Annotated in this window: 22 protein-coding genes; 14 read left to right on the forward strand and 8 right to left on the reverse strand. The window is 45.6% G+C overall.

The features are described 5' to 3' along the window. The first annotated feature begins 12 nt into the window (after positions 1-12). From ACBP46_RS00990 to ACBP46_RS01000, 3 genes are read left to right on the forward strand one after another with little or no spacing between them, the layout of a single operon-like run. Positions 13-960, forward strand: a complete 948-nt coding sequence (locus ACBP46_RS00990; RefSeq protein WP_371014872.1) for a tripartite tricarboxylate transporter substrate binding protein — start codon at positions 13-15, stop codon at positions 958-960. A 19-nt stretch (positions 961-979) separates the two neighbouring features. Beyond that, positions 980-1,468, forward strand: coding sequence for a tripartite tricarboxylate transporter TctB family protein (locus ACBP46_RS00995; protein ID WP_371014873.1), 489 nt, complete (start codon positions 980-982; stop codon positions 1,466-1,468). A 9-nt stretch (positions 1,469-1,477) separates the two neighbouring features. Continuing rightward, positions 1,478-2,950 (forward strand): tripartite tricarboxylate transporter permease, encoded by a 1,473-nt coding sequence (locus ACBP46_RS01000; protein ID WP_371014874.1) that lies wholly within the window; start codon positions 1,478-1,480, stop codon positions 2,948-2,950. A gap of 34 nt (positions 2,951-2,984) precedes the next feature. On the opposite strand, the gene ACBP46_RS01005 is transcribed toward ACBP46_RS01000, so the two are convergent. From ACBP46_RS01005 to ACBP46_RS01020, 4 genes are all read right to left on the reverse strand, one after another. After that, positions 2,985-3,461, reverse strand: a complete 477-nt coding sequence (locus tag ACBP46_RS01005) for an NfeD family protein (RefSeq protein ID WP_371014875.1) — start codon at positions 3,459-3,461, stop codon at positions 2,985-2,987. A gap of 3 nt (positions 3,462-3,464) precedes the next feature. Then, complete coding sequence (locus ACBP46_RS01010) at positions 3,465-4,376, reverse strand: SPFH domain-containing protein (protein WP_371014876.1); 912 nt, start codon at positions 4,374-4,376, stop codon at positions 3,465-3,467. Positions 4,377-4,652: 276 nt separating this feature from the next. Further along, the gene (locus ACBP46_RS01015) at positions 4,653-6,098 is read right to left on the reverse strand and encodes a hypothetical protein (protein WP_371014877.1); all 1,446 of its coding nucleotides are present in this window, start codon (positions 6,096-6,098) and stop codon (positions 4,653-4,655) included. A 304-nt stretch (positions 6,099-6,402) separates the two neighbouring features. Further along, entirely contained in the window at positions 6,403-7,308 is a 906-nt protein-coding gene (locus ACBP46_RS01020; RefSeq protein WP_371014878.1) for a pirin family protein, read from the reverse strand. A gap of 218 nt (positions 7,309-7,526) precedes the next feature. Here ACBP46_RS01020 and ACBP46_RS01025 point away from each other — a divergent pair, with 218 nt between their 5' ends. Beyond that, entirely contained in the window at positions 7,527-7,994 is a 468-nt protein-coding gene (locus ACBP46_RS01025) for a SufE family protein (RefSeq protein ID WP_371014879.1), read from the forward strand. A gap of 221 nt (positions 7,995-8,215) precedes the next feature. Here ACBP46_RS01025 and ACBP46_RS01030 read toward each other — a convergent pair whose 3' ends face one another. Beyond that, a complete protein-coding gene (locus tag ACBP46_RS01030; protein WP_371014880.1) occupies positions 8,216-8,350 on the reverse strand; it encodes a hypothetical protein in 135 nt (44 codons plus the stop codon). A gap of 48 nt (positions 8,351-8,398) precedes the next feature. Here ACBP46_RS01030 and ACBP46_RS01035 point away from each other — a divergent pair, with 48 nt between their 5' ends. The 7 genes from ACBP46_RS01035 (at position 8,399) to ACBP46_RS01065 (ending at position 15,294) form a co-directional block, all read left to right on the forward strand. Further along, entirely contained in the window at positions 8,399-9,226 is an 828-nt protein-coding gene (locus tag ACBP46_RS01035; RefSeq protein WP_371014881.1) for a transporter substrate-binding domain-containing protein, read from the forward strand. Between the two features lie 95 nt (positions 9,227-9,321). Next, entirely contained in the window at positions 9,322-9,975 is a 654-nt protein-coding gene (locus ACBP46_RS01040; RefSeq protein ID WP_371014882.1) for an amino acid ABC transporter permease, read from the forward strand. Next, positions 9,972-10,637, forward strand: a complete 666-nt coding sequence (locus ACBP46_RS01045) for an amino acid ABC transporter permease (RefSeq protein WP_371015401.1) — start codon at positions 9,972-9,974, stop codon at positions 10,635-10,637. The genes ACBP46_RS01040 and ACBP46_RS01045 overlap by 4 nt, the downstream gene beginning before the upstream one ends. Before the next feature lie 26 nt (positions 10,638-10,663). Continuing rightward, positions 10,664-11,521 (forward strand): amino acid ABC transporter ATP-binding protein, encoded by an 858-nt coding sequence (locus tag ACBP46_RS01050; RefSeq protein ID WP_371014883.1) that lies wholly within the window; start codon positions 10,664-10,666, stop codon positions 11,519-11,521. 27 nt (positions 11,522-11,548) lie between these two features. Then, positions 11,549-12,757, forward strand: a complete 1,209-nt coding sequence (locus ACBP46_RS01055) for an amino acid aminotransferase (RefSeq protein WP_371014884.1) — start codon at positions 11,549-11,551, stop codon at positions 12,755-12,757. A gap of 308 nt (positions 12,758-13,065) precedes the next feature. Further along, positions 13,066-14,103, forward strand: a complete 1,038-nt coding sequence (locus ACBP46_RS01060; protein ID WP_371014885.1) for an aromatic ring-hydroxylating dioxygenase subunit alpha — start codon at positions 13,066-13,068, stop codon at positions 14,101-14,103. A gap of 12 nt (positions 14,104-14,115) precedes the next feature. After that, a complete protein-coding gene (locus tag ACBP46_RS01065) occupies positions 14,116-15,294 on the forward strand; it encodes an FAD-binding oxidoreductase (RefSeq protein WP_371014886.1) in 1,179 nt (392 codons plus the stop codon). 68 nt (positions 15,295-15,362) lie between these two features. Here ACBP46_RS01065 and hutC read toward each other — a convergent pair whose 3' ends face one another. Next, positions 15,363-16,091, reverse strand: coding sequence for a histidine utilization repressor (hutC, locus tag ACBP46_RS01070; RefSeq protein ID WP_371014887.1), 729 nt, complete (start codon positions 16,089-16,091; stop codon positions 15,363-15,365). A gap of 206 nt (positions 16,092-16,297) precedes the next feature. On the opposite strand from hutC, the gene hutU reads away from it, so the two are divergent. Beyond that, a complete protein-coding gene (gene hutU / locus ACBP46_RS01075; RefSeq protein ID WP_371014888.1) occupies positions 16,298-18,013 on the forward strand; it encodes a urocanate hydratase in 1,716 nt (571 codons plus the stop codon). 12 nt (positions 18,014-18,025) lie between these two features. Continuing rightward, complete coding sequence (gene hutH, locus ACBP46_RS01080) at positions 18,026-19,564, forward strand: histidine ammonia-lyase (protein WP_371014889.1); 1,539 nt, start codon at positions 18,026-18,028, stop codon at positions 19,562-19,564. Between the two features lie 43 nt (positions 19,565-19,607). Here hutH and ACBP46_RS01085 read toward each other — a convergent pair whose 3' ends face one another. Further along, complete coding sequence (locus ACBP46_RS01085) at positions 19,608-19,967, reverse strand: zinc ribbon domain-containing protein (protein ID WP_371015402.1); 360 nt, start codon at positions 19,965-19,967, stop codon at positions 19,608-19,610. A 40-nt stretch (positions 19,968-20,007) separates the two neighbouring features. On the opposite strand from ACBP46_RS01085, the gene tnpA reads away from it, so the two are divergent. Then, the gene (gene tnpA / locus ACBP46_RS01090) at positions 20,008-20,424 is read left to right on the forward strand and encodes an IS200/IS605 family transposase (protein ID WP_371014890.1); all 417 of its coding nucleotides are present in this window, start codon (positions 20,008-20,010) and stop codon (positions 20,422-20,424) included. Between the two features lie 141 nt (positions 20,425-20,565). Here the strand turns inward: tnpA and hutG are convergent, their stop codons facing one another. After that, positions 20,566-21,375 carry an N-formylglutamate deformylase gene (gene hutG, locus ACBP46_RS01095; protein ID WP_371014891.1) on the reverse strand — a complete coding sequence of 270 codons (810 nt, stop codon included), beginning with the start codon at positions 21,373-21,375 and terminating at the stop codon, positions 20,566-20,568. Positions 21,376-21,384: the final 9 nt, after the last annotated feature.

Raw genomic sequence — 21,384 nt, forward strand, 5'->3', positions numbered from 1 at the left:
AGGAGACAAAACATGAAAAATTTATTACGAGTGGGTTTGTCAGTAATGGCTCTAGCTTTGAGCGTGTCTACAGTCCAAGCACAAAATAAGATTAGTTATCCAGTTAAGTCAATACGACTATTCGTACCAGCCGCGCCAGGTGGACCCACTGATATGGCTGCGCGAGTATATGCTCGGGCCTTTGAGGAAATAAGTACCGCTAAAGTAGCTGTAATTAATCAGGCAGGCGGAGGAGGTGTTTCAGCGTTTCAGTCTGTAGCACAAGGACGCCCAGATGGCTCTGTATTGCTGTTTGGGAACAGTGGTCTGCATATTGCTCATGTGACAGGCCGTTCGCCATACTCAATCCAAGACTACAAGGCCTCTGCTGTTTTAGCGAAGTTAAATGAAGCCTATGTAGTGCCACGTAATGCTCCTTACAATACACTCGCCGAGTTTGTCGAATACGCCAAAAACTCTAGCGAGCCTCTGACGATGGGGATTCAAATGGGGGGCGGGTCACAGCTAAAAGCAGAAGCATTAAATAAAGTGGTAGACGGTAGATTGCGTATTGTGGACTCAGGGAGTGAGGGACAACGTATACCCATGATTCTTAGCGAACAGATTGCTATGACTACGTTTGGAGTAGTGAATGGCTTGCAATATCAAAGAAGTGGTGACGTAAAGGTACTTGCAGTGGCGAGTGATAAATCGGATCCAGCTGCACCCGATTGGCCTACCACAGCAAGTGCGAACGTAGATATTGATCTACCGTTGGTACTGAATATTCTTATACCTACTAAAAGCAATGCAAAGATAACGGAGGTATTGGATCAGACTCATTCTCGATTAGTTGAGACAGAGACATTTAAAGAAGGGATGCAACAGATTTCGGCTGTTATTGATTATGTTGACTCATCTAAAGCTCATGAGTATTTAACTGCCGAAGATGAAAAAACTCGCTCTCTATTGACTAAGTAATACCTAGAGGAGAAGCTAAATGATAAGAGAGAAAAGGCAAGTACTCGCTTTGGCTTTTATTGCTCTAGCAGTTGCTGTTTATATGTATGCAGGTACTTTTCCACTGGGCGAGGGCGGAGACCCTGGGCCCCGTGTATTTCCCCGAGCAATAGCAATAGTAATGGGAGGACTAGCTATATTGCAGTTTTTGATAAGCATAAAAAGCCAACCCTCTCAAACAAAAGCTAAGTCTCCCACCAAGTCTAAAGCTTTGGGGCTGTGGTCACCAAAGCTGACACGTTGTTATGTATTTTTGCTGTTAATTATGGTGTTAGCTTTGGCTTTTGAGTGGTTGGGGGCCTATAGTGCAACAGCTTTGTTTTTGTTGATTAGCTTCTTCTTTTTAAATAAAAGTACCAAAAATAAACTTTTATATAGTGTGGTGTGGGCTCTTGGTTTTACAGCGGCTATTTATTTGGTTTTTGAGGAAGTTTTTTCTATTCCCTTACCAGCCGGTTTGTTTATTTAGGAGTAGGGAATGTTAGACATATTCTTAGGAAGCTTAGTAGAGCTTTTAGAGCCCTATTCGTTGTTATTAATTTTGGGCTCAGGAGTTATAGGTTTAATTGTAGGCACTTTACCTGGTCTTAATGCGGCGATGGCAGTAGCAATTATTTTGCCTCTGACATATGGAATGAGTCCAGAAGTGGGACTTGCTGTGTTGGTAGCAGTCTATATTGCTGGGATTTCAGGTGGAATGGTCACAGCGGTACTTTTAAATATGCCAGGTACACCATCTTCTGTGGCTACGACATTCGAAGGGTATCCAATGGCTATGCGGGGTGAGGCTGTTAAAGCTTTGGGTACCTGCGCCTTAGCCTCCTTCTTTGGCGGGATACTTAGTCTTGGCATATTAATCGCTTTTGCTCCTTTAATTTCAAAATTTGCTATTAGATTGACACCTGCTGATTATTTTTCAATTTCTTTTATGGCGTTAGCCTTGGTTGCTGTTTTAGCTAGGGGTGCAGCAATCAATGGTTATCTTTCTGCCTTGTTAGGATTATTAATTGGCACGGTTGGTTTTGCTCCTCTGGATGGTGCGGCTAGATTTACTTTTGGTTCCGTCTCTTTAATGGCAGGTTTTTCTGTTGTTCCTGTAATGATAGGCTTATTCGCACTTTCTCAGGTTTTAAGAGAAATTTATAATGATAGCCCTCCATTAAAAATAAACTTAGCCGTCAAAGGTGTTGGTGTTTCGATTAAAGATGTGTTCAGTAATGGTTGGAATATTATTCGTTCGTCTTTAATAGGAACAGGTATTGGTATTCTGCCTGGTGTAGGTGGAACAGCTTCTAATATGATTGCTTATGGTGTAGCTCAGCAATCTTCTAAGCAACCAGATAGTTTTGGTAAAGGAACTACTGAAGGGCTTTGGGCATCAGAAAGTGCTAATAATGCCAGCATAGGTGGTGCCTTACTTCCATTAATTACTTTAGGGATACCAGGGGATGGGGTTACCGCTATTTTGATTGGGGCATTTATGATTCATGGGCTACAACCAGGCCCACTACTGTATGTTGAGAATCCGCAAATTATTAGCTCTATATATGCTGCTTTTTTATTAATAGCTGTATTTGTTTTGTTTTTTCAATTTGCTACTTTACGAGTTTTTCCTAAAGTTTTAGGTATACCTTCTCATTACTTGATGCCCATTATTGTTGTATTTTCCGTTTTAGGTGCATATGCTACGGATTTTAATACTTTTGACGTTTGGGTGATGATATTTATAGGACTCTTTGCTTTATTGATGGCAAAGTTTAGTCTGCCTTTGGCTCCCTTTGTTTTGGGCTTTGTTCTAGGACCTATAGTTGAAACCTCATTTAGAAGAGCTTTAATGATGTCTGATGGCGACTATTTAGTATTTTTATATAGTCCAGTATCAATGGTTTTCATTTTGTTGTCTTTAGGGATTTTTATATTACCAATATTTAAATATCTAAGATCTAGATAAGACTAAAAAGAGAGCAAGTCTCTCTTTTTATCTTCTACTCACTTGGTTCTGAGCGTGGCGCAATTTTACTCACACTAATGCGCCCATCTTCGACTTGAGTGATTTGAACTTTATCGCCGGCTTTGACCGTTTGATCACAATAAGCGTTGTAGCTGGTGCCGGCGAGCTGGACACGGATAGGCTGATAGGACGAGGTATTACCGCTAAGCACGGTGACTGTTTGACCCAGATAGGCGTGGGGGCCTTGATTTAGCTTGGAGGCTGCTGCGCTTTTGCGGGCTTGGAAGCGCAAGCCAATCCAGATGCTAATGCCCATAAAAACAACAAAAAAAAGCAGGAGTAAATAGGGGGCGGGTGTGCTCATGAAGCTAGCGGGCAGAGCTACTAATAAAGCAGCTAGCCCTATCCAAAGTAAATACACTCCAGGCACGAGTAGTTCAAGAAACACTAATACCAAGCCTAATGCGAGCCAGACTAAGGGGGAGTTGAGGTCAACACCAAACACAGTCATGGTTTATTCCTTGGTGGTTTGTTGTAGTACTTGGGCGATCCCTGCAATGCTGCTAGCAACGCCACTTGCTTCTAGGGGCATTAGCACTAGTTTTGAGTTCTCTGCCGAGCCTATAGTGCCTAAGGCTTTGATGTATTCCGTGCCTAGAAAGTATTGAATGGCAGCAATATCACCGTCTTTGATGGCTTGAGACACTAAGGTGGTGGATTTGGCTTCAGCTTCAGCAGTGCGCTCACGAGCCTCTGCCTCCAGAAAAGCGGCGTCTCTTTCGCCTTGGGCACGCAGTACTGCTGCTTCTTTAGCACCTTCTGCTTGCAAGACCTGAGCTTTACGGTTGCCCTCGGCTTCGGTCACTAAAGCACGACGTTTGCGTTCAGCCGTCATTTGTAGGTTCATGGCGTCTTGAAGTTCTGCTGACATGCTGAGGTCACGTATTTCAATACGGGTGACTTTTACCCCCCAAGGCTGAGTGGCCTCATCTACCGCCTCTAGTAGTTTGGTGTTGATGTCTTGGCGATTGCTTAGCATGTAGTCCAGATCCATGGCACCTAGTACTGAGCGTAGATTAGTGATGGTGAGGTTTTCTATACCTACTTCTAAATTGTTGACTTGATAGGCGGCTTTTGCGGGTTCAATGATTTGATAAAAGGTGACGCAATCCGCGATGATGGCTACGTTGTCTTTTGAGATAACATTTTGTGGGGGAATATCTAAAACGGTTTCCATCACAACTAGTTTTTTACCGATGCGGTCAGCAATGGGCACAATAAAATGTAGACCTGACTCCAAGGTGCGCGTGTACCGACCAAAACGTTCTACGGTCCAGTTTTGTCCTTGTGGTACGGTTTTTACTCCCCCAAAGACAATAGCGGCAGCAACGACAACAACTAAAAGAATCACAAGTTCAGACATCATGATATTTTCCAAATAAAAGTAATCCGTTGAACTGGGAGTGGTGCTCTTTATTTAATAAGTCTGTTATAGCTACTATACAAGTGGATAGCGCTGCTTGCTAAACTTTATCAAGAGAATGGGCGGAGCCGTATTAAACTGGAAGTTCTAGATTGATGAGTTAACAAAAACCGTGGGTTAGCTAAGCTAAATGCACAACGCCCCTACTAGTAAGTAGAGGCGTCAAGGCAAGATGGAATCCGTTTAATCTCAAATTGTATACAGTTTGAGTCGCTGTTTTTAGATTAAGTACACGGCTAGTAGCGAAGAGACCAGTAAACCAGCAATCACCGGAACAAAATTCCTACGAGCTAGTTCAGCTGGGTTAACGCCTGCAATACCGGCGTCAGCGGCCATGCCAAAGGCCCACGCCGTTAGGGTTCCGCCACCGGCGAAGACGGCTGCAACTTGCCCTACTGCGGCTAATACCCCCGGGTTTAGCTCTGTACCCGAGGTTAGGGCGGCAGACAGTGATCCAACTAACGGCAAACCTGAAAAACCTGAACCATCTAAGCCAGACAAGATACCAATAAACGCAATACCTGAGGTTAAAAGGAATTTACTACCGTCAATAAAATAACCAATGTTATTGCCAATATCAAATAAATACCCTGATGCACCTGCACCAATGACCGCTTCGGCCTGTTTAGGGTGACCTAAAAAGAAAAAACCAGCGATAGGAATAACCGGGGCAAAGATTTTTACTGCAAACATGAAACCCTCACGAATATGCAGAGTAATATTTTCTAAGCACTGCTTCCCTTGTGAAACCATACAGGTCAAGATGAGCAATAAAGCGGCAGATCCCCCCAGCAAAGCAGTGGCAGCACCTCCTCGTATGGCGCTTTCTGGCGCAAAAAGTGCGCGATAAATCATCAGCACCACAATACATAACAAAACTAAAGGAACCAATAGAGCAAAACATCGAGCACCACGTAGTGCTACAGGACGAGTTGCTGTGTTGGTATCTGTGCTGCTTAATGCGGTAGGAGCCGGGGCAGGCAATTTACCGTTTTTCATATCGCGCTTTAATGTGTATAGCGCAATGGCTATAGCAACGACGCCAGTTACTGTAGAAAATAAAAATGCATAGGGCAGCACTTCTTCGGTACCAATACCAGCTGCGGTTGCCGTAAGTCGATTGGCCCCTTGGATAACAGGGTCGGCCGATAAGGCCATGCCGTGACCAAAAAGATTGACTGAAACAGCAGCTGCCATGGCGGGTAAACCCATCTGTACAGCTACCGGTAAAAGCACGGTACCAACTAAGGCAATAGATGGAGTCGGCCAGAAAAATATAGCCGCTATGTACATGGAAATACCTAGCACAAAAAATGCGGACCAAGGCCCAATCATTAGCTTTTTCATGGGTTCTACCATGAGTCTATCTGCCCCTTGTTGGCGTAATGCACTAAGCAGAGCCACCATAATGGCAATGACCAACATAATATTAAACAGCTGTTTTCCTGCATTAAGTAAGCCATCAAAGATGACTTGAACTGAGAAAATTATGTTGTTGACTAAGCCTACATGCGGGGTTTCTGTAAAAAAACCAATAAGAAATAACCCAATTAGCGATGGAATAATCACATCACGGCGAAAAATGATGGAAATAATAATTGTGACTACAGTAAAAACGTACAACCAGTGTGAAATACCCAGCTGAACTAACTCTATTTGCTCCATTGGTACCAATCTCCTATAGCAATTAGATAATGTGCTTTAGTTATAGTTATGCTCAAACTACATATAAAATATTGTATACAGTTTGACTGGGTAAAGAGTAGCACCCTTGTGTTAGCTAGCCAAACAAGGAATAACCCTTAAAAGAAGATATGCGGATTTTGTACTGTAACGAAGCATTTTAAATAGAAACAAACACAGCAAAAATAAATGGTCTCTCTTAAAAAGGAGACCATTTTGAGGTTTTATGAGCTTTATAAGAGTTGGTTCAGCCGTGTTTAGGGAGAAGATCAGGGGTGAACGTTGGTTAAGTGAGTTTAGGAGCAGCAAGGGGCGGACCATCGTAGTTTTTTACGACGCCAAAATGATCGGTTTCATGCCACAGCCGGATTGACTCTAAAACCTCGGCTTTATTGCGCTCAACAAAATTCCAATAGAGGAATATGTTTTCATTAAAAGGTGCACCGCCAATAAGAATAATTTGACTGGCTTCGGTGATGTTAAGTGTAAGGTGGGATTGCCCAGGCGAGAAATAAAGTAGAGAGCCTGGAGTTAAGTCTTGACCATCTGCTTGGGCGTGACCTGTTAATACGGCAAGACCATATTCGAATCTCGGATTTAATGGCAAATCAAGTTGTGTGGGCTGAGTAGTCGTGATGTCGACACCGACTAAATCTGAATACACCACGACAGGAGAGCGTTGGGCCATGAACTCACCGACTAAAACTGTGAGTAAGGCGTTTTGATGCGTTAGGCGTGGTAGCTCAGGATAATGCTCAAATGCTGGCTCAATAAACCGCTTATCTTGGGGTAGAGCAATCCAAAATTGGGCAAGCTGTAGTACATCTGAACGTTGAGCAGGGGATTCTTCGGAGTGCGCAATCCCTCGTCCTGCAGTCATGAGATTCACTTGGCCTTTTTGAAGCAGTTGTTCATAACCTAAGCTGTCGCGGTGCAGAATTTCGCCATCGACCATCCAGCTAAAAGTCTGCAAGCCAGTATGAGGATGAGGGCCGACCCGTACGCCAGGCCCTTGGCTGACATCGGCTGGTCCGGCGTGATCAAAAAAACACCACGCGCCGATCATGCGCCGTTGGCGATGGGGTAATAAACGCCGGATCAGCATGTTTTCGCCTAGGGTGGCTTCGCGTGCAAGCAACATCTGACGTAAAGGGTTGGCATCGGATGATGGAGTAGTGGGTAGTTCACTCATAGGCTTTTCCTTAAAAGTAAAATTCCGCCGTTTGCCGTATTTAATCCATCCTAGCACGAGGTTCTATGACAGCGCTGTACCGTGCTTAGCTTGTTTGCGTCCCATCATTGAGTAAGCTAAAATTGTTATGTTATAACATATCGTTTATGTGGCTTCAAAAGAGGATAGATAATGCTTAAAACAAGCCTATTTCACCCAATACAGAGGATTAGAAATTCATGTTAACAGAGCCTTCGTCTAAACCCAGCTCACAAAACGCTTTGGGTCAATACGATGAGACCATTCAACAAAAACAGCACGCATTGATTCAAGATTTTGAACTGTTAGCAGATTGGACTGAACGCTATCGTTATTTAATTGAGCTAGGTCGAGCTTTGCCCCCCTTAGAGCCGGCTTTAAAAAGTGGGGCTACACAGCTTTTTGGCTGTCAGGCAAAGGTTTGGTTAACGGCTATAACAAAAGACGAACGTGTATTTTTTAAAGCAACTAGCGATTCGGATTTGGTTTTGGGCTTGGTAGCGCTGCTTGTTAAGGTGTATTCAGGTCAGCGGGCAAAGGACATCGTGGCTTCATCCCCTGATTTTATTCAGCACTTGGGTTTAGCACAGCAGTTAACTCAAGGCAGAGCTACTGGACTAGCGCAAATGATACAGCGTATTTATGCCTTAGCGCACGCCGCTTTATAGAGCGTTCTACTTCTGCTTAAAAAAACCGTTACGCTGCGATGGCTCATTGGGTTGATCGAAAAATAGTCGGTATTGATGGAGGTAATCGATCTTCTTGGTGAACTAGTAATTGAATGATCTCTCTGAGTGTTTTCCCTAAAACAAACCATTAAGCTCTCGATTCCCAATTGACAGCTCCTTTGGTATGTATATACTTTTTGATAGCAGTATGATGAATTTTCTTAAAAATCCATAAAAGGAAAAGCACTAATTGTTGGTTTGACGTAGTTCGCAAACTCTTCAAAAAGCGGTAGTGGAAACCAAAGGAGGGTGACCACTACCGCGTGCTCATTTAAAACAACATAAATGGTAGACATTTAGCTTGCTGCGTCAGAGCCTGATGTGTGCCTGTAAAGGAGACAAAAATGTGGATCAAACAGTTAAGCAAAGCATGTGCAGCTTTACTCACCCTAGGCGTGTTGTCCGCTCCTGTTTATGCGGAAGACTTATTAGAAAGAGTGAAAAAATCGGGCGAACTAGTGGTCGGGACGGAGATGCAGTTTGCTCCGTTTGACTTTCATGAAAATGGTAAACAAACTGGTTTTAACAAAGACTTATTTGAAGTGGTAGGTAAGCGGTTAGGCGTCAAAATTCGTTTCATAGACCTGCCGTGGCCGAGTGTGTTGCCTGGTTTAGATGCTAAAAAATTTGATATGGGTGGTGGCCCTATCTTGGTAACAAAAGCTCGTAAGGAAAGATATGCCTTCACCTTGCCTGTGGCAGATGGTTCGGTCGCATTATTAAAAAGTGCAAAAAATAAAGACCTACAAAAATCAGAAGATATCGCAGGCTTTGCGGTAGGTGGAGGTAAAGGCTCAGCTCAGCTGGAACAGTTGAAAGACTTTGTGGCGACCTTAGATAAGCCTGTCGATGTGCGTGAGTATATTGATAACAATCAAGCCTATGCGGACATTGTATCGGGCCGCTTAGTGGCCGTGGCTAACTCCATTACTAATATTGCTTACGTAGCTAAACAACGTCCTAATGTATTTGAGGTGGTACAGCCGCCTTTTGGCAAAAAAGTGTATTTTGCCTATTTCATGCGTAAAGACGAAGACAGTCGCTCTTTACTCAATGCTTTCGATGAAGCCTTGCAAGCTATGCATGCTGATGGATCTTTAGCTGCCTTACAAGCTAAGTGGTTCGGTATGGAAATGGAAGTGCCATCGGAAGATTTTGAGCCTGCGGTTTAAGTCTTTGAAGAGCCACGGGCTATAGTTCGTGGCTCAGTTGACTGTCATGCTCGTGCCGGGCTTATTGTCCAGACGCGAGCCTAGAGGTAAAAAGCATGTTTGATTTTCATGTAGCGCTGGAGTCTACTCCCTTATTACTGAGTGCTGCCAAAATGACGTTGTTTGTCTCGGTGGTAGGTTTAGTAGTTGGGTTTGTGATAGCCGTTATGGTGGCTTCGGCTAGCCTGTCGTCCTCACCCCTACTGCGACGTATTACAAGCTGGTATGTGTTTGTCTTTAGAGGTATTCCGTTATTAGTGCAGTTGATGGTGGTATTTTATTTTTTACCCGTTATTGGGATTAATGTGCCGCCGTTGGTCGCTGCTATTGTAGCGATTTCATTGTGTGAGGGTGCCTATATCGGTGAAATATTGCGCGGTGGGTTTATGGGTATTCCTAAAGGTCAACTCGAGGCAACTCAGTTATTAGGCATGTCACGTTTCACCACGGTGGTTCGAATCCAAGTACCCCAAGCGCTGCGCTTAACTATGCCAGCTTTAATCAACGAAATGATTATGTTGGTAAAAGCCTCGTCGCTGATTTCTATTGTTGGGGTAACCGAACTAACGCGCATGGCGCAAAATATTGCAGCAAGCACATTTGCGCCGATGGAAGCCTATTTAGGCGCTGCATTTGTGTATTTCTTAATTAATGGAGTGTTATCGGTCATAGGTTATTGGGCTGAGCGTCACTACGGGAGGATGGCATAATGGCTGTGGATTTCAGTGTACTTAATTCATACTGGCCAGCCATAGGCATGGGCTTTTTAATGACCATCTATACGTGGTTAGTCGCTGTAGTGCTTGGCATGATTTTGGGCTTTGTTGTAGCGGTGTTGCAGTGGCATGGTGGCCCTGTGTTACGCGCTGTGATTCGTGTGTACATCGAAGCCATTCGTACCACGCCGTTTTTAGTGCAGTTATTTGTTTTGTATTACGGAGGCCCCAGCATTGGCTTAGATCTATCTGCTACCCAGGCTGGTATTCTGAGCTTAACGATTTACGGTAGTGTTTATTTTTCCGAAATTTTTCGTGGTGGGTTTGCCGCCGTACCTAAAGGCCAGATTGAAGCCGCTGAGTTTCTAGGCTTGTCCAGATTCAATGTAATTTGGCGTGTGAAACTGCCGCAAATGTTGGTGATTATTACCCCTGCACTAGTGAACTTAATTATTATATTAAGCAAAGAAACCGCTATTTTATCTATTGTGACAGTACCTGAATTGACTTCAGTGATGGTTCAAATTGGTAATGAGCAATTTGCGCATCTAGAAACCACTTTATTGTTATGTGTTGCTTACTTAATTTTGGTTGCCGTAACAGAACGAGTGGGTCGTTGGGCAGAGGCACGCAGCAATCATTTTTTAGCGCGCTAAGCAGCCCAACCTAAAAGGAGACAGAGATGGAAGCAAAAGTGAATGGAGTCTACACCGAGCCCAGCCTAGTCCAGGTTCAAAACCTTTATAAAAATTATGGTTCAGTGCAAGTCTTAAAAGACATTTCATTAGAAATACGTCGTTCCGAGGTGACCTGTATTATTGGCCCTTCTGGGTCAGGAAAAAGTACTTTATTACGTTCGTTGGCTTTTTTAGAAGAATACGATCAAGGTGAGGTCTTAATAGAGGGAGTGCTGTTAGGTTATGTAGACAAACCTGATGGACGACGCGTTAAGGCTAGTCGCAACGAGTTGAATCATGCGCGCCGCCATGTGGGTATGGTGTTTCAGCAATTTAATTTGTGGCCGCATATGACGGCGTTGGGTAATGTCCAAGAGGCCTTGTTACGTGTAAAAGGTATGCCCAAAGACGAAGCCGAAGAAAAAGCGCGTTCAATGCTAGCCAAGGTTGGTCTAGGCGATAAAGTGAACTCTTTTCCAGTTAATTTGTCAGGGGGGCAACAGCAGCGTGTTGCCATTGCCCGTGCTTTGGCGATGGAACCAAAAATCATGCTGTTTGATGAGCCTACATCCGCTTTAGATCCCGAGCTCGTGGGTGAGGTCTTGCAGGTAATGAAAGACTTAGCTCGGGAAGGGATGACGATGGTAGTTGTTACCCATGAAATGGGTTTTGCGGCTCAAGTCGCTGATACGGTGGTCTTTATTGATAAAGGGGAAATTGCGGTAACTGGCTCGCCTCAGGAAGTCTTCTCCCAAAGCTCTCAGCCACGTTTAGCTCAGTTTTTAGAAAATTATTTTGAACGCAATGCTTTTTGGGAACGCAACTGTACCCAAAATACCGAGCGTGCAACAGCAGTGGTGTAAACCATATAGTCATCACAGGGAATCATTATGTTTGGACATTTACGTGCGTTTGATGGGGACCCTATTTTTAGTTTAGGCGAGGCGTTTCATGCGGACCCCCGTGGCTTAAAAGTCAATCTAACGGTGGGTTTGTATTATGACGAACAAGGTCGGCTTCCCTTATTGGATGTAGTGCGTCAGGCCGAGCAACAATGGGCTGACCAAGCGTTACCGCGTGCCTATTTACCTATTGAGGGGTTAGCTGATTACCGGACTCAAGTGCAAAAACTGGTCTTTGGAGAGCACAGTGCAGCTTTAGCAGAAAACCGTGTGGCGACTATACAAACTCTGGGTGGGACAGGTGCCTTAAAGGTCGGAGGTGACTTTCTTCATGCGGCTTATCCTGAAAGTGAGATGTGGATCAGTGATCCCGCGTGGGACAACCACCATGCTATTTTTAATGGTGCGGGCATCCCTACACATACATATCGTTATTATGATAGCGTAACGCGAGGCCTTGATTTTGAAGGCATGATAAAAGCCCTAGCCCAACTGCCTAAGCATAGTATTGTGCTGTTGCATCCGTGCTGTCATAACCCTACAGGGGTAGATTTAGACGATGAGCAGTGGCTAACTGTTATTGAGCTCTTACGTGAGCTAGAGTTGATCCCTTTTGTGGATATGGCTTATCAAGGGTTTGGGCGCAGTTTAGATAAGGATGCTTTTGCTATCCGAGCCATGGACCAAGCAGGCTTAACCTTTTTGGTCGCCAACTCATTTTCTAAGAATTTTTCATATTATTCGGAGCGTTGTGGGGGGCTATCTGTGGTGTGTCAAAGTGCTGACGAAGCCAGTCGTGTACTGGGGCAGCTTAAAGCAGTAGCACGGCGTATCTATTCCAATCCCCCTTCTCATGGGGGGCAAGCCATTGCCTCGATTTTGGCAAATCCGGCTCTTTATCAGGCCTGGTGCCATCAAGTTGATCAAATGCGTGAACGCATTGTTGGATTACGTCAAAAAGTCTACGAACGATTACAAATTTTAGCCCCAGATTATGATAGCTCCTACTTTATTAAGCAGCGCGGTATGTTTTGTTATACCGGCTTAAACAAAAAACAATTGCAGGCTTTACGCAGTGAGCATGGTGTCTACATCATTGATTCGGGACGCATCAGTTTGCCAGGTTTGAATGAGGACAATCTTGAGTACTTTGTGCAGTCACTGACGGCGGTCATTACAGATCCTTCTTTGCAGTAAGGATAATGTATGGCACTGCTAGCGCTAAATGAAGAACTACTGTGTCAGCTTGTCGTTTTAAAGGAAGCCCGCCGCAAGGGGGTATTTCATGTATAGCATTTAATTAATTGCTCAGTAGGCTTTCTAAATAAAGACGCGTCTTTAAAGGACGCGTTTTTTATTATGTATAACCGCCCAAACAGTTTAGTTTTTCTAATCAAAAATCAAATTTTGCTGACTTAAATTAAGCTTAGAATGGTTTAACTATAAAAGATCACTGTCTCATCGAAGGCAGTGGCGTGGAGACCGTTTATCAAAGGAGAAAGCCCATGTTTGTACGCAATGCTTGGTATGTGGCAGCGTTAAGTCAAGACATTCAGCACAGCTTGTTTGCGACGCGCTTATTAAATGAAGCCATTGTGTTGTATCGCAAGAAAAATGGCGAGGTGGCTGCTTTAGAGGATTCCTGTCCACATCGCCGTTTGCCTTTATCTAAAGGCCGTTTACTCGGAGATCAGGTTGAGTGTGGTTATCATGGGCTGACTTTTGATTGCAGCGGTGTCTGTACTAAAGCACCGGGTTTAAAACACATACCAACTAGCGCTCTAGTGCGTAGCTACGCCTGTATTGAGCGTTATGGCATGGTGTGGGTTTGGATGGGTGATGCTGACAAGGCAGATCTGTCCCAGTTGATTCATATTAATGAGTGGGATAACCCTGATTGGGGCGTGAATCGGGGTGACGCTATGGAGCTGAATTGCCATTACTTATATGTCACCGATAACTTACTTGATCCCTCACATGTATCGTGGGTGCATCAAACGTCTTTTGGGAATGCGGACATTATTGGTTTGCCTTTAAAAGTTGAGGTGGGGGAGCAAGGCGTAACCGTGTCGCGTTGGTCAACTCAGGTCGAGGTAGCACCTTTTTATAAGAAGTTTGTGAGCTTTAGTGGGATGTGTGATCGCAAACAGCATTACGAGGTGCGTTATCCCTCGGTGGCGGTGATTAAAGCGGTATTTTTGCCTACAGGAACCCAAACGGATGACCCGAGTCAGTATCCGGATGATGTGTTTTTAATGGACTCGTACAACTTTTTAACGCCCATAGATGAAAACACCACGCGCTACTTCTGGTTTCAGCTGCGCAATTTCAGTCCTAATGACCAGACGGTGTCAGAGATATTTAACCATGACGTACGCTCGGCTTTTTTAGAGGATAAAGAGGTGTTGGAACAAATCCATAAAAACCTAAAACATAAACCGGCGGCATTAGATTTACCTCTTGATTCAGGCCCTATGCGTTTTCGTCGTAAAATTGCTCAGCTCATAGAAAGTGAGCAAGCAGATAATGCCGTTACAGTATAAAAGGTGAGTTTCATGATCGAGAGCATAGAGAGTCCAACTGCAGCCAGTCAGGCACGACACTTTAGAGAGTATAAGGTGGTAGCCAAACAAGCAGAAAGTCAGGTCATTACGTCTTTTCTTTTAGCTCCTACCGATGGAAACCCTCTTTTGCCTTACAAACCAGGTCAATATTTGGTGTTTCGTTTTCATATCGATGGTCAGTCGGTATTGCGTAATTACAGTGTGTCGGGGGACCCAGATCAGTTAGGGTTGTTGCGCATTTCTGTAAAACATGAAGTAGCTCCTGCAGGTTTAGATGTACCCGATGGCGTAGGCTCTAGCTATTTGCATCATCAGGTCCAAGTCGGTGATGTGTTGCAAGCAGCAGGGCCTTTAGGGGATTTTTACTTGGATGAAAGCACTGAGCGGCCCGTCGTGCTTTTAAGCGGGGGCGTAGGTTTAACGCCTATGCTTTCGATGCTGCACCGTTTGGTGAACGACTCAGAGCGCAAGGTGCATTTTATGCATGCCTGTGAAAATGGAGACGTGCATGCGTTTGGCGCTGAGGTGATGGATTTAGTGGCGCGACGCCCCAAGGTGCAAGCGTTATTTTGGTATCGTGCTGCTTTAGAGCATGATAGTAAAAGAGCATGGTCATTTACCGAGGGCTTATTAACTAAAGAGCAATTACAAAGCTATTTGCCTTTGGATGATTATGAGTTTTACCTATGTGGTCCCAGTGGGTTCATGCAGGCTAACTATACGTTGCTACGCCAACTAGGTGTAGTCGCCGAGCGTATACATTATGAGTTTTTTGGACCGGCAACGGTGTTAGAACAAACAATAACGGATGCGCAGGCAGAGGCGCAAACGGCTACTGCTCTGACAGCGGCGGCTGCACCACTGGCTTTGTCTCAACCTATTCCAACTACGGATACGACTTTAGCTGCTGCCAATACACTGACGTTTTTGCCCGATGGTCGGCAAGCGCAGTGGCAGGACGATTACGAGTCACTGCTTGTGGCGGCCGAGGAGGCGGGTTTACAGCCCAATTTCAATTGCAGATCGGGAATTTGCAATAGCTGCATGTGCACCTTAGTTGAAGGCGAAGTGGATTATTTTGAAGCGCCTTTAGACGATGTGCCCGCTGGTAAGGTTTTACTTTGCTGTGCCAAGCCTAAAGGAGCAGTAGTTATTGAGATTGAATCGTAGGTTTTGCTGTAGTGGTGAGTTTTTTGCCGACTTGAATGATCAAGTCGGTTTTTTTTGTCACGTGGATTTTACGTACGCCCTGCAAATTTATAACGATCACCAGGATGCCACATGCGTGCAAACGAAGTGAAGTGACCGCCGGAATAGGTGGTGCGATTTAACACTAAGCAAGGTTCATTGGCTTTCATTTGCAGCGCGCGGGCAATTTCTGCACTAGGTATTTGTACTTCAATGGTGTAGAAGCCTTTAGGTAATGGGGCAACCCGCGTTAAGTATTCGTTGGGTGTGGTGTGAGACCAGTCTTGCTCTAAGTAATCTGGTGCCATGGTGGCATCCACCAAGCGATCCTCATACTGAATGGGGGTCTCGTTTTCCAAGTGCACAATGACCGAGTGAAAGAGAGGTGTGCCCGTAGGAATTTCGTAGGTTTTAGCTTGTTTGGCTGTGGCTTTTAAGCTGTTCATACTGAGGACTTGGCTACGATGAGTATGACCACGCTCACGAATATCTTGAGCAATACTGCGAATTTCAATCAAGGTGGACTGATATTTAGGCTGTGCCACATAGGTGCCTGAACCTTTAATTCGCACCAATAAACCATCATTACTGAGCTCACGCAAAGCGCGGTTCACTGTCATTCTAGAAACCGAAAATTTCTCACAAAGGGCTAGTTCCGTGGGAATTAAGTGACCTTCTTGCCACTCACCACTTTGTATTTTATTTAAAACGAAGTTCTTGATTTGCAGATAAGCCGGCTGAGCTTCGTTAAAGGTAGAACGGGAGGGATCGACGTTCATGACTGTAGTATTTTCCTTGTGGTAAGAGTACTGGTGTCAGGGCTTTCCATGATATGTATAGACAATTTATGTAAATGCCTATACATTAACCATGAGCTTACAAGAAATTTTTACCTTTGTCGGTTATTTGATGCGTTAGGTCTCTGCCCGATGCGCTTTTTTTAACCTTTAAGCCATCTAAGAAATGCCCTATGGAGGAGAGCGCCATGTTGCAACAAACAGATATTGTACCTAGTCAGGATCCGCGTTATGACCAGAGTCGTGAGATCCATGCCCCAACGGGTGCCACGCTTAATTGTAAAAACTGGATTGCCGAAGCCGCTTATAGAATGATTCAGAATAATCTGGATCCAGATGTGGCAGAAAACCCAAAGCATCTTGTGGTTTATGGCGGTATAGGTCGTGCAGCACGTAATTGGGAATGCTATGACCAAATTTTGCAGTCGTTACGTGACTTAGAAAATGATGAGACGTTGTTGATTCAGTCTGGTAAACCGGTAGGTGTATTTCGTACCCACGCTGATGCTCCACGTGTGTTGTTAGCCAACTCAAATTTGGTCCCTAAGTGGGCCAACTGGGAGCATTTCCACGAGTTAGATCGTGCTGGCCTTTTTATGTATGGTCAAATGACAGCAGGAAGCTGGATTTACATTGGTACGCAGGGCATTGTGCAAGGGACGTTTGAGACGTTTGCGGAAGCGGGGCGTCAGCACTATAACGATACCCTCGAAGGGCGTTGGATTTTAACTGCTGGTTTAGGTGGTATGGGGGGCGCTCAGCCTTTAGCAGCTAGTTTTGCGGGGGCTGTATCGCTAAATGTGGAGTGTCAGCAAAGCAGTATTGATTTTCGTTTACGTACACGCTATTTAGATAAACAAGCGCGTGACTTGGATCATGCCCTAGAGTTAATTCGTGAGCACACCGAGCGCAAGGAAGCTGTTTCTATTGGTTTATTAGGTAATGCTGCAGAGGTGTTTCCCGAGTTAGTGCGTCGCGCCAAGGCCGGTGGTTTGTGTCCTGATTTGGTTACTGATCAGACGTCGGCGCACGATTTAGTGAATGGGTACTTGCCAATCGGTTGGACGGTAGCGCAATGGCGCGCAGCTCAAGCCGATCCTAGCCAACACGCACGCTTGCAGCACGATGCGGCACAGTCTTGTGTACAGCACGTTCAAGCCATGTTGGATTTCAAGGAAATGGGTATACCTGTGGTCGACTACGGCAATAATATTCGCCAAGTGGCTTATGAGCATGGTGTGAAAAATGCTTTTGATTTTCCAGGTTTTGTACCAGCGTATATACGTCCTTTGTTCTGCGAGGGCAAAGGTCCCTTCCGTTGGGTAGCACTATCTGGTGATCCCGAGGACATCTACAAAACAGATCAAAAAATTAAAGAGCTGTTCCCCGAGAATCATCATGTGCATCGTTGGTTAGATATGGCTAAAGATCGCATTGCTTTTCAAGGTTTACCTGCACGTATTTGTTGGTTAGGGCTAGGCGAGCGCCACTTAGCGGGTTTGGCCTTTAATGAAATGGTACGTAACGGTGAGCTTAAAGCGCCGATTGTGATTGGCCGTGATCACCTTGATACGGGTTCAGTAGCAAGCCCGAACCGTGAAACAGAGTCTATGCGTGATGGCACGGATGCCGTGTCTGACTGGCCTTTATTAAATGCTTTATTAAATACGGCTTCTGGGGCCAGCTGGGTGTCTTTACACCATGGTGGTGGTGTAGGCATGGGCTATAGTCAGCATTCTGGCTTAGTTATTGTGGCCGATGGCTCAAACGAGGCAGATGCTCGTTTGGCTCGGGTATTAGTTAACGATTGTGGTACAGGTGTGATGCGCCATGCGGATGCTGGTTATGAGTTAGCTATTAAGACTGCAAAAGAGTTTGGTCTAAAACTACCAATGATTAAATAGCGAGCAACAATTATGAAACAAAAGCTAGTTATTCAACCTGGTCAAATGACTTTGGATGAAATTCGTCACGTTTGGCACAATGCCCCCTATTTGGTGTTGCCCCAAAGTGCCGTAACGGCCATGGAGGCTTCGTCGGCCATTGTGCAAAAAATTATTGCCAAAGGCGACCCAGCCTATGGGATTAATACGGGTTTTGGCAAACTAGCCCAAAAACGTATTCCTGACGAGGATTTAGAGCAGCTGCAAAAAAACCTTATCTTATCGCATTCGGTGGGCGTGGGAGAACCCATGAATGAAGCTGTGGTGCGTTTGATTATGGTGCTAAAAGTGGGAAGCTTAGCACGCGGCTACTCCGGTATTCGTCCTCACGTAGTGCAGACCTTATTGGATATGGTGAATGCAGGCGTGATCCCGCATATTCCGGCAAAAGGCTCTGTAGGGGCGTCGGGGGACTTGGCACCCCTATCTCATATGACTTTAACGCTAATTGGTGAAGGGCAGGCTTTTTACCAAGGCGAGTTAATGAGCTCGACCGATGCGATGGCTAAAGCAGGTATCACTCCTATTGTGCTGGCAGCAAAAGAAGGCTTAGCGTTAATTAACGGGACCCAAGTATCGACGGCATTGGCATTGCATGGATTATTTAAAGCCGAGCGCTTATTTAACAACGCGGTTCTGGCTGGAGCACTTAGTGTAGACGCTGCCAAAGGCAGTGATTTGCCATTTGATGAGCGCGTGCATGCAATTCGCGGGCAGCCCGGTCAAATATATGCGGCAAAACTGTATCGTGAACTATTAGCAAACAGTGCTATTCGTCAATCCCATGTGGAAAATGATGAAAAAGTCCAAGATCCCTACAGTTTGCGTTGTCAGCCTCAGGTAATGGGCGCTATTTATGATTTGATTCAACAAGCCAGCACTACCTTATTGATTGAGGCCAATGCAGTTACAGATAACCCCTTGGTTTTTCAGGGGCAAGACGGTGAGTCGGATCAGGTCATTTCTGGGGGCAATTTCCACGCTGAGCCAGTCGCTTTTGCAGCGGATATCTTGGCCTTGGCTATTGCAGAAATAGGTGCTTTGTCCGAGCGCCGTGTGGCATTGCTGATTGATGCCAGCATTTCGGGTTTGCCTCCGTTCCTGGTGCCTTCTGCAGGATTGAATTCAGGTTTTATGATTGCGCACGTCACCGCTGCAGCGTTGGCTTCAGAAAACAAAACCTTTGCTCATCCAGCCAGTGTGGACAGCTTACCCACATCGGCTAACCAAGAAGACCATGTGAGTATGGCAACGTTTGCTGGGCGTCGCCTCGAGGACATGGCAGAAAATACCGCACAAATTGTGGCAATTGAACTGCTGTGTGCAGCTCAAGGGGTGGATTTCCACGCACCTTTACAAAGCTCACCATTGCTGACTGCTGTGCATGGTCTGATTCGTCAGTCTGTGCCTTTTTATGACGAAGACCGTTACTTAGCCTTAGATATTAATGCGTTGCACCAGCTTGTGGTTTCTAATCAGTTGGTCGATGCGGTGGCTGACGTTTTTGCGTAATTGACATCCTCCCCCGCTTAAAGGCCGGGGATTCCTACAGCGCTCAAGGGCGGCATTGAGCCGTCCCAGAGTCGCTTCGGTGGGTTCCTGCTGCTGGCGGCATTACTGCACCGCTCACTTCACAGGCGAACCGGACGTGCCCCGCCCTTAATACATTGATCGCGCCGACCACATCGGCGTTTTCCTCTACACCACACTCAACACATCGGAACTGCGCTTGCGTAGGGCGATTTTCTTTGCTGCAATGCCCACATTCAGGGCAGGTCTGACTGGTGTAGTGCGGGGGTGCGACAACGAGCCAACCTCCTACCCACGCCAGTTTGTAGTCTAGCTGACGGCAAGCGGGCAGGAAATTAGCCAGAATGGTATAACTGAACTTAGTCGTATTTGAGTTCGTATCGATAGGCTTGCCATCGTTTCATACTAAGAATTATACTTGGCCTATGAAGAAAAACAACGACATTAGACGCGGTAGACACTGTGTTTTTAACATGCACGTTCACTTGGTCTTTTTGACAAAGTACCGCCGTGGTGTGTTCACCAAAGAAATTCTTGATGACTTGCGTGACCTCTTTGCGGGCGTCTGTTCGGACTTTGAGGCAGAATTGGTAGAGTTCGACGGTGGGGACGACCATGTTCACTTGTTGGTCAACTATCCCCCCAAGGTCGCCGTGTCGGCACTGGTAAATAGTTTGAAAGGCGTATCAAGCCGGATGATTCGCAAAAAGCAGTATCCGAGCATTCACAACAAACTATGGGGTGGTGCCCTCTGGTCGCCTAGCTACTTTGCCGCAAGCTGTGGCGGTGCGCCTATCGAGATCGTCCGACAATACATTGAGCAACAACAGACGCCAAGCTGATACGAAGACGCTAGCGCGTCCGCGCTATTCCTCTCCGCCCTGAACGGCGGGGTTTTCCGCGCGATTTGATAAAAAAACCTACAAACTATGTAGGCATGCCCGTCCTCAAAATTAAAGGCAGCTTGCGCTGCCTTTAATTGTTTAGGTAACCGATCGGTAGTGATCAGCCAAGCGGCTTAGGGCATGCGTTAAACACGCTTTAATAACTGGGGCAAGCTGAGCAGCACGAGCCGTATCATAGGCATAAGGCGGGGTCTCGTCCATATAGTTGAGTTGAGTCAACTCTAGCTGTACCGCATGCACGTTTTGATCAGGCTGACCATAATGACGAGTGATGTAGCCGCCTTTAAAACGACCGTTGGCTACGGCATTGTAGGGGCCTTTGCCTGCTAGTTGAGCGAGCTCTTCAGCCAAGCCGGGCAAAGCGCTGTGATCATTAGCGGTTCCAAAATTAAAATCAGGCAGGCGGCCCTCGAATAGACGAGGAATATAAGCCCGAATTGAGTGAGCCTCCCACAGCAACACATAGCCATGCTGGCGTTTAATCCGTGCGATTTCATCGTGTAAGGCCCGATGATAGGGTTCCCAATAGGCTTGGCGTCGGCGCTCTTTTTCTGTGTCGTTAGGCAGGTGATCCTCTAGGTAAAGCGCTTCTTCACTAAAGGTGTCAACGGGCAATAGACCAGTGGTGTTTTGACCAGGATAGAGGTTCTGATCAGTAGGCGGGCGGTTTAAATCAATTACATACCGAGAATAAACAGGCTTTAAAACGGAGGCATTTAATTCCTCTGCAAAACCATATAACTGGTCCAAATGCCAATCGGTATCGTCTAGGCGTTGTGCTACAGGGGTCATGGTTGCCAGTAGCTCATCTGGGATATGGGTACCTAAATGAGGAATAGAAATTAACAAGGGGGAGTGGCCTTGGTGCAGTAAAGGAGCATGTTCCATAGTCGTTAG

Source organism: Paenalcaligenes hominis, from assembly GCF_041359055.1.
GTDB lineage: Bacteria > Pseudomonadota > Gammaproteobacteria > Burkholderiales > Burkholderiaceae_B > Paenalcaligenes > Paenalcaligenes hominis_A.

Excerpts from the sequence above, each read along its gene's own strand:
- ACBP46_RS01060 (WP_371014885.1), top strand. The coding sequence starts at position 13,066 with ATGTTTGTACGCAATGCTTGGTATGTGGCAGCGTTAAGTCAAGACATT.
- ACBP46_RS00995 (WP_371014873.1), top strand. The coding sequence starts at position 980 with ATGATAAGAGAGAAAAGGCAAGTACTCGCTTTGGCTTTTATTGCTCTA.
- ACBP46_RS01035 (WP_371014881.1), top strand. The coding sequence starts at position 8,399 with ATGTGGATCAAACAGTTAAGCAAAGCATGTGCAGCTTTACTCACCCTA.
- hutH (WP_371014889.1), top strand. The coding sequence starts at position 18,026 with ATGAAACAAAAGCTAGTTATTCAACCTGGTCAAATGACTTTGGATGAA.
- ACBP46_RS01005 (WP_371014875.1), bottom strand. The coding sequence starts at position 3,461 with ATGACTGTGTTTGGTGTTGACCTCAACTCCCCCTTAGTCTGGCTCGCA.
- ACBP46_RS01015 (WP_371014877.1), bottom strand. The coding sequence starts at position 6,098 with ATGGAGCAAATAGAGTTAGTTCAGCTGGGTATTTCACACTGGTTGTAC.
- ACBP46_RS01020 (WP_371014878.1), bottom strand. The coding sequence starts at position 7,308 with ATGAGTGAACTACCCACTACTCCATCATCCGATGCCAACCCTTTACGT.
- ACBP46_RS01050 (WP_371014883.1), top strand. The coding sequence starts at position 10,664 with ATGGAAGCAAAAGTGAATGGAGTCTACACCGAGCCCAGCCTAGTCCAG.
- hutU (WP_371014888.1), top strand. The coding sequence starts at position 16,298 with ATGTTGCAACAAACAGATATTGTACCTAGTCAGGATCCGCGTTATGAC.
- ACBP46_RS01000 (WP_371014874.1), top strand. The coding sequence starts at position 1,478 with ATGTTAGACATATTCTTAGGAAGCTTAGTAGAGCTTTTAGAGCCCTAT.
- ACBP46_RS00990 (WP_371014872.1), top strand. The coding sequence starts at position 13 with ATGAAAAATTTATTACGAGTGGGTTTGTCAGTAATGGCTCTAGCTTTG.
- hutC (WP_371014887.1), bottom strand. The coding sequence starts at position 16,091 with ATGAACGTCGATCCCTCCCGTTCTACCTTTAACGAAGCTCAGCCGGCT.
- tnpA (WP_371014890.1), top strand. The coding sequence starts at position 20,008 with ATGAAGAAAAACAACGACATTAGACGCGGTAGACACTGTGTTTTTAAC.
- ACBP46_RS01030 (WP_371014880.1), bottom strand. The coding sequence starts at position 8,350 with ATGTCTACCATTTATGTTGTTTTAAATGAGCACGCGGTAGTGGTCACC.
- ACBP46_RS01040 (WP_371014882.1), top strand. The coding sequence starts at position 9,322 with ATGTTTGATTTTCATGTAGCGCTGGAGTCTACTCCCTTATTACTGAGT.
- ACBP46_RS01025 (WP_371014879.1), top strand. The coding sequence starts at position 7,527 with ATGTTAACAGAGCCTTCGTCTAAACCCAGCTCACAAAACGCTTTGGGT.
- ACBP46_RS01010 (WP_371014876.1), bottom strand. The coding sequence starts at position 4,376 with ATGATGTCTGAACTTGTGATTCTTTTAGTTGTTGTCGTTGCTGCCGCT.
- ACBP46_RS01065 (WP_371014886.1), top strand. The coding sequence starts at position 14,116 with ATGATCGAGAGCATAGAGAGTCCAACTGCAGCCAGTCAGGCACGACAC.
- ACBP46_RS01055 (WP_371014884.1), top strand. The coding sequence starts at position 11,549 with ATGTTTGGACATTTACGTGCGTTTGATGGGGACCCTATTTTTAGTTTA.
- hutG (WP_371014891.1), bottom strand. The coding sequence starts at position 21,375 with ATGGAACATGCTCCTTTACTGCACCAAGGCCACTCCCCCTTGTTAATT.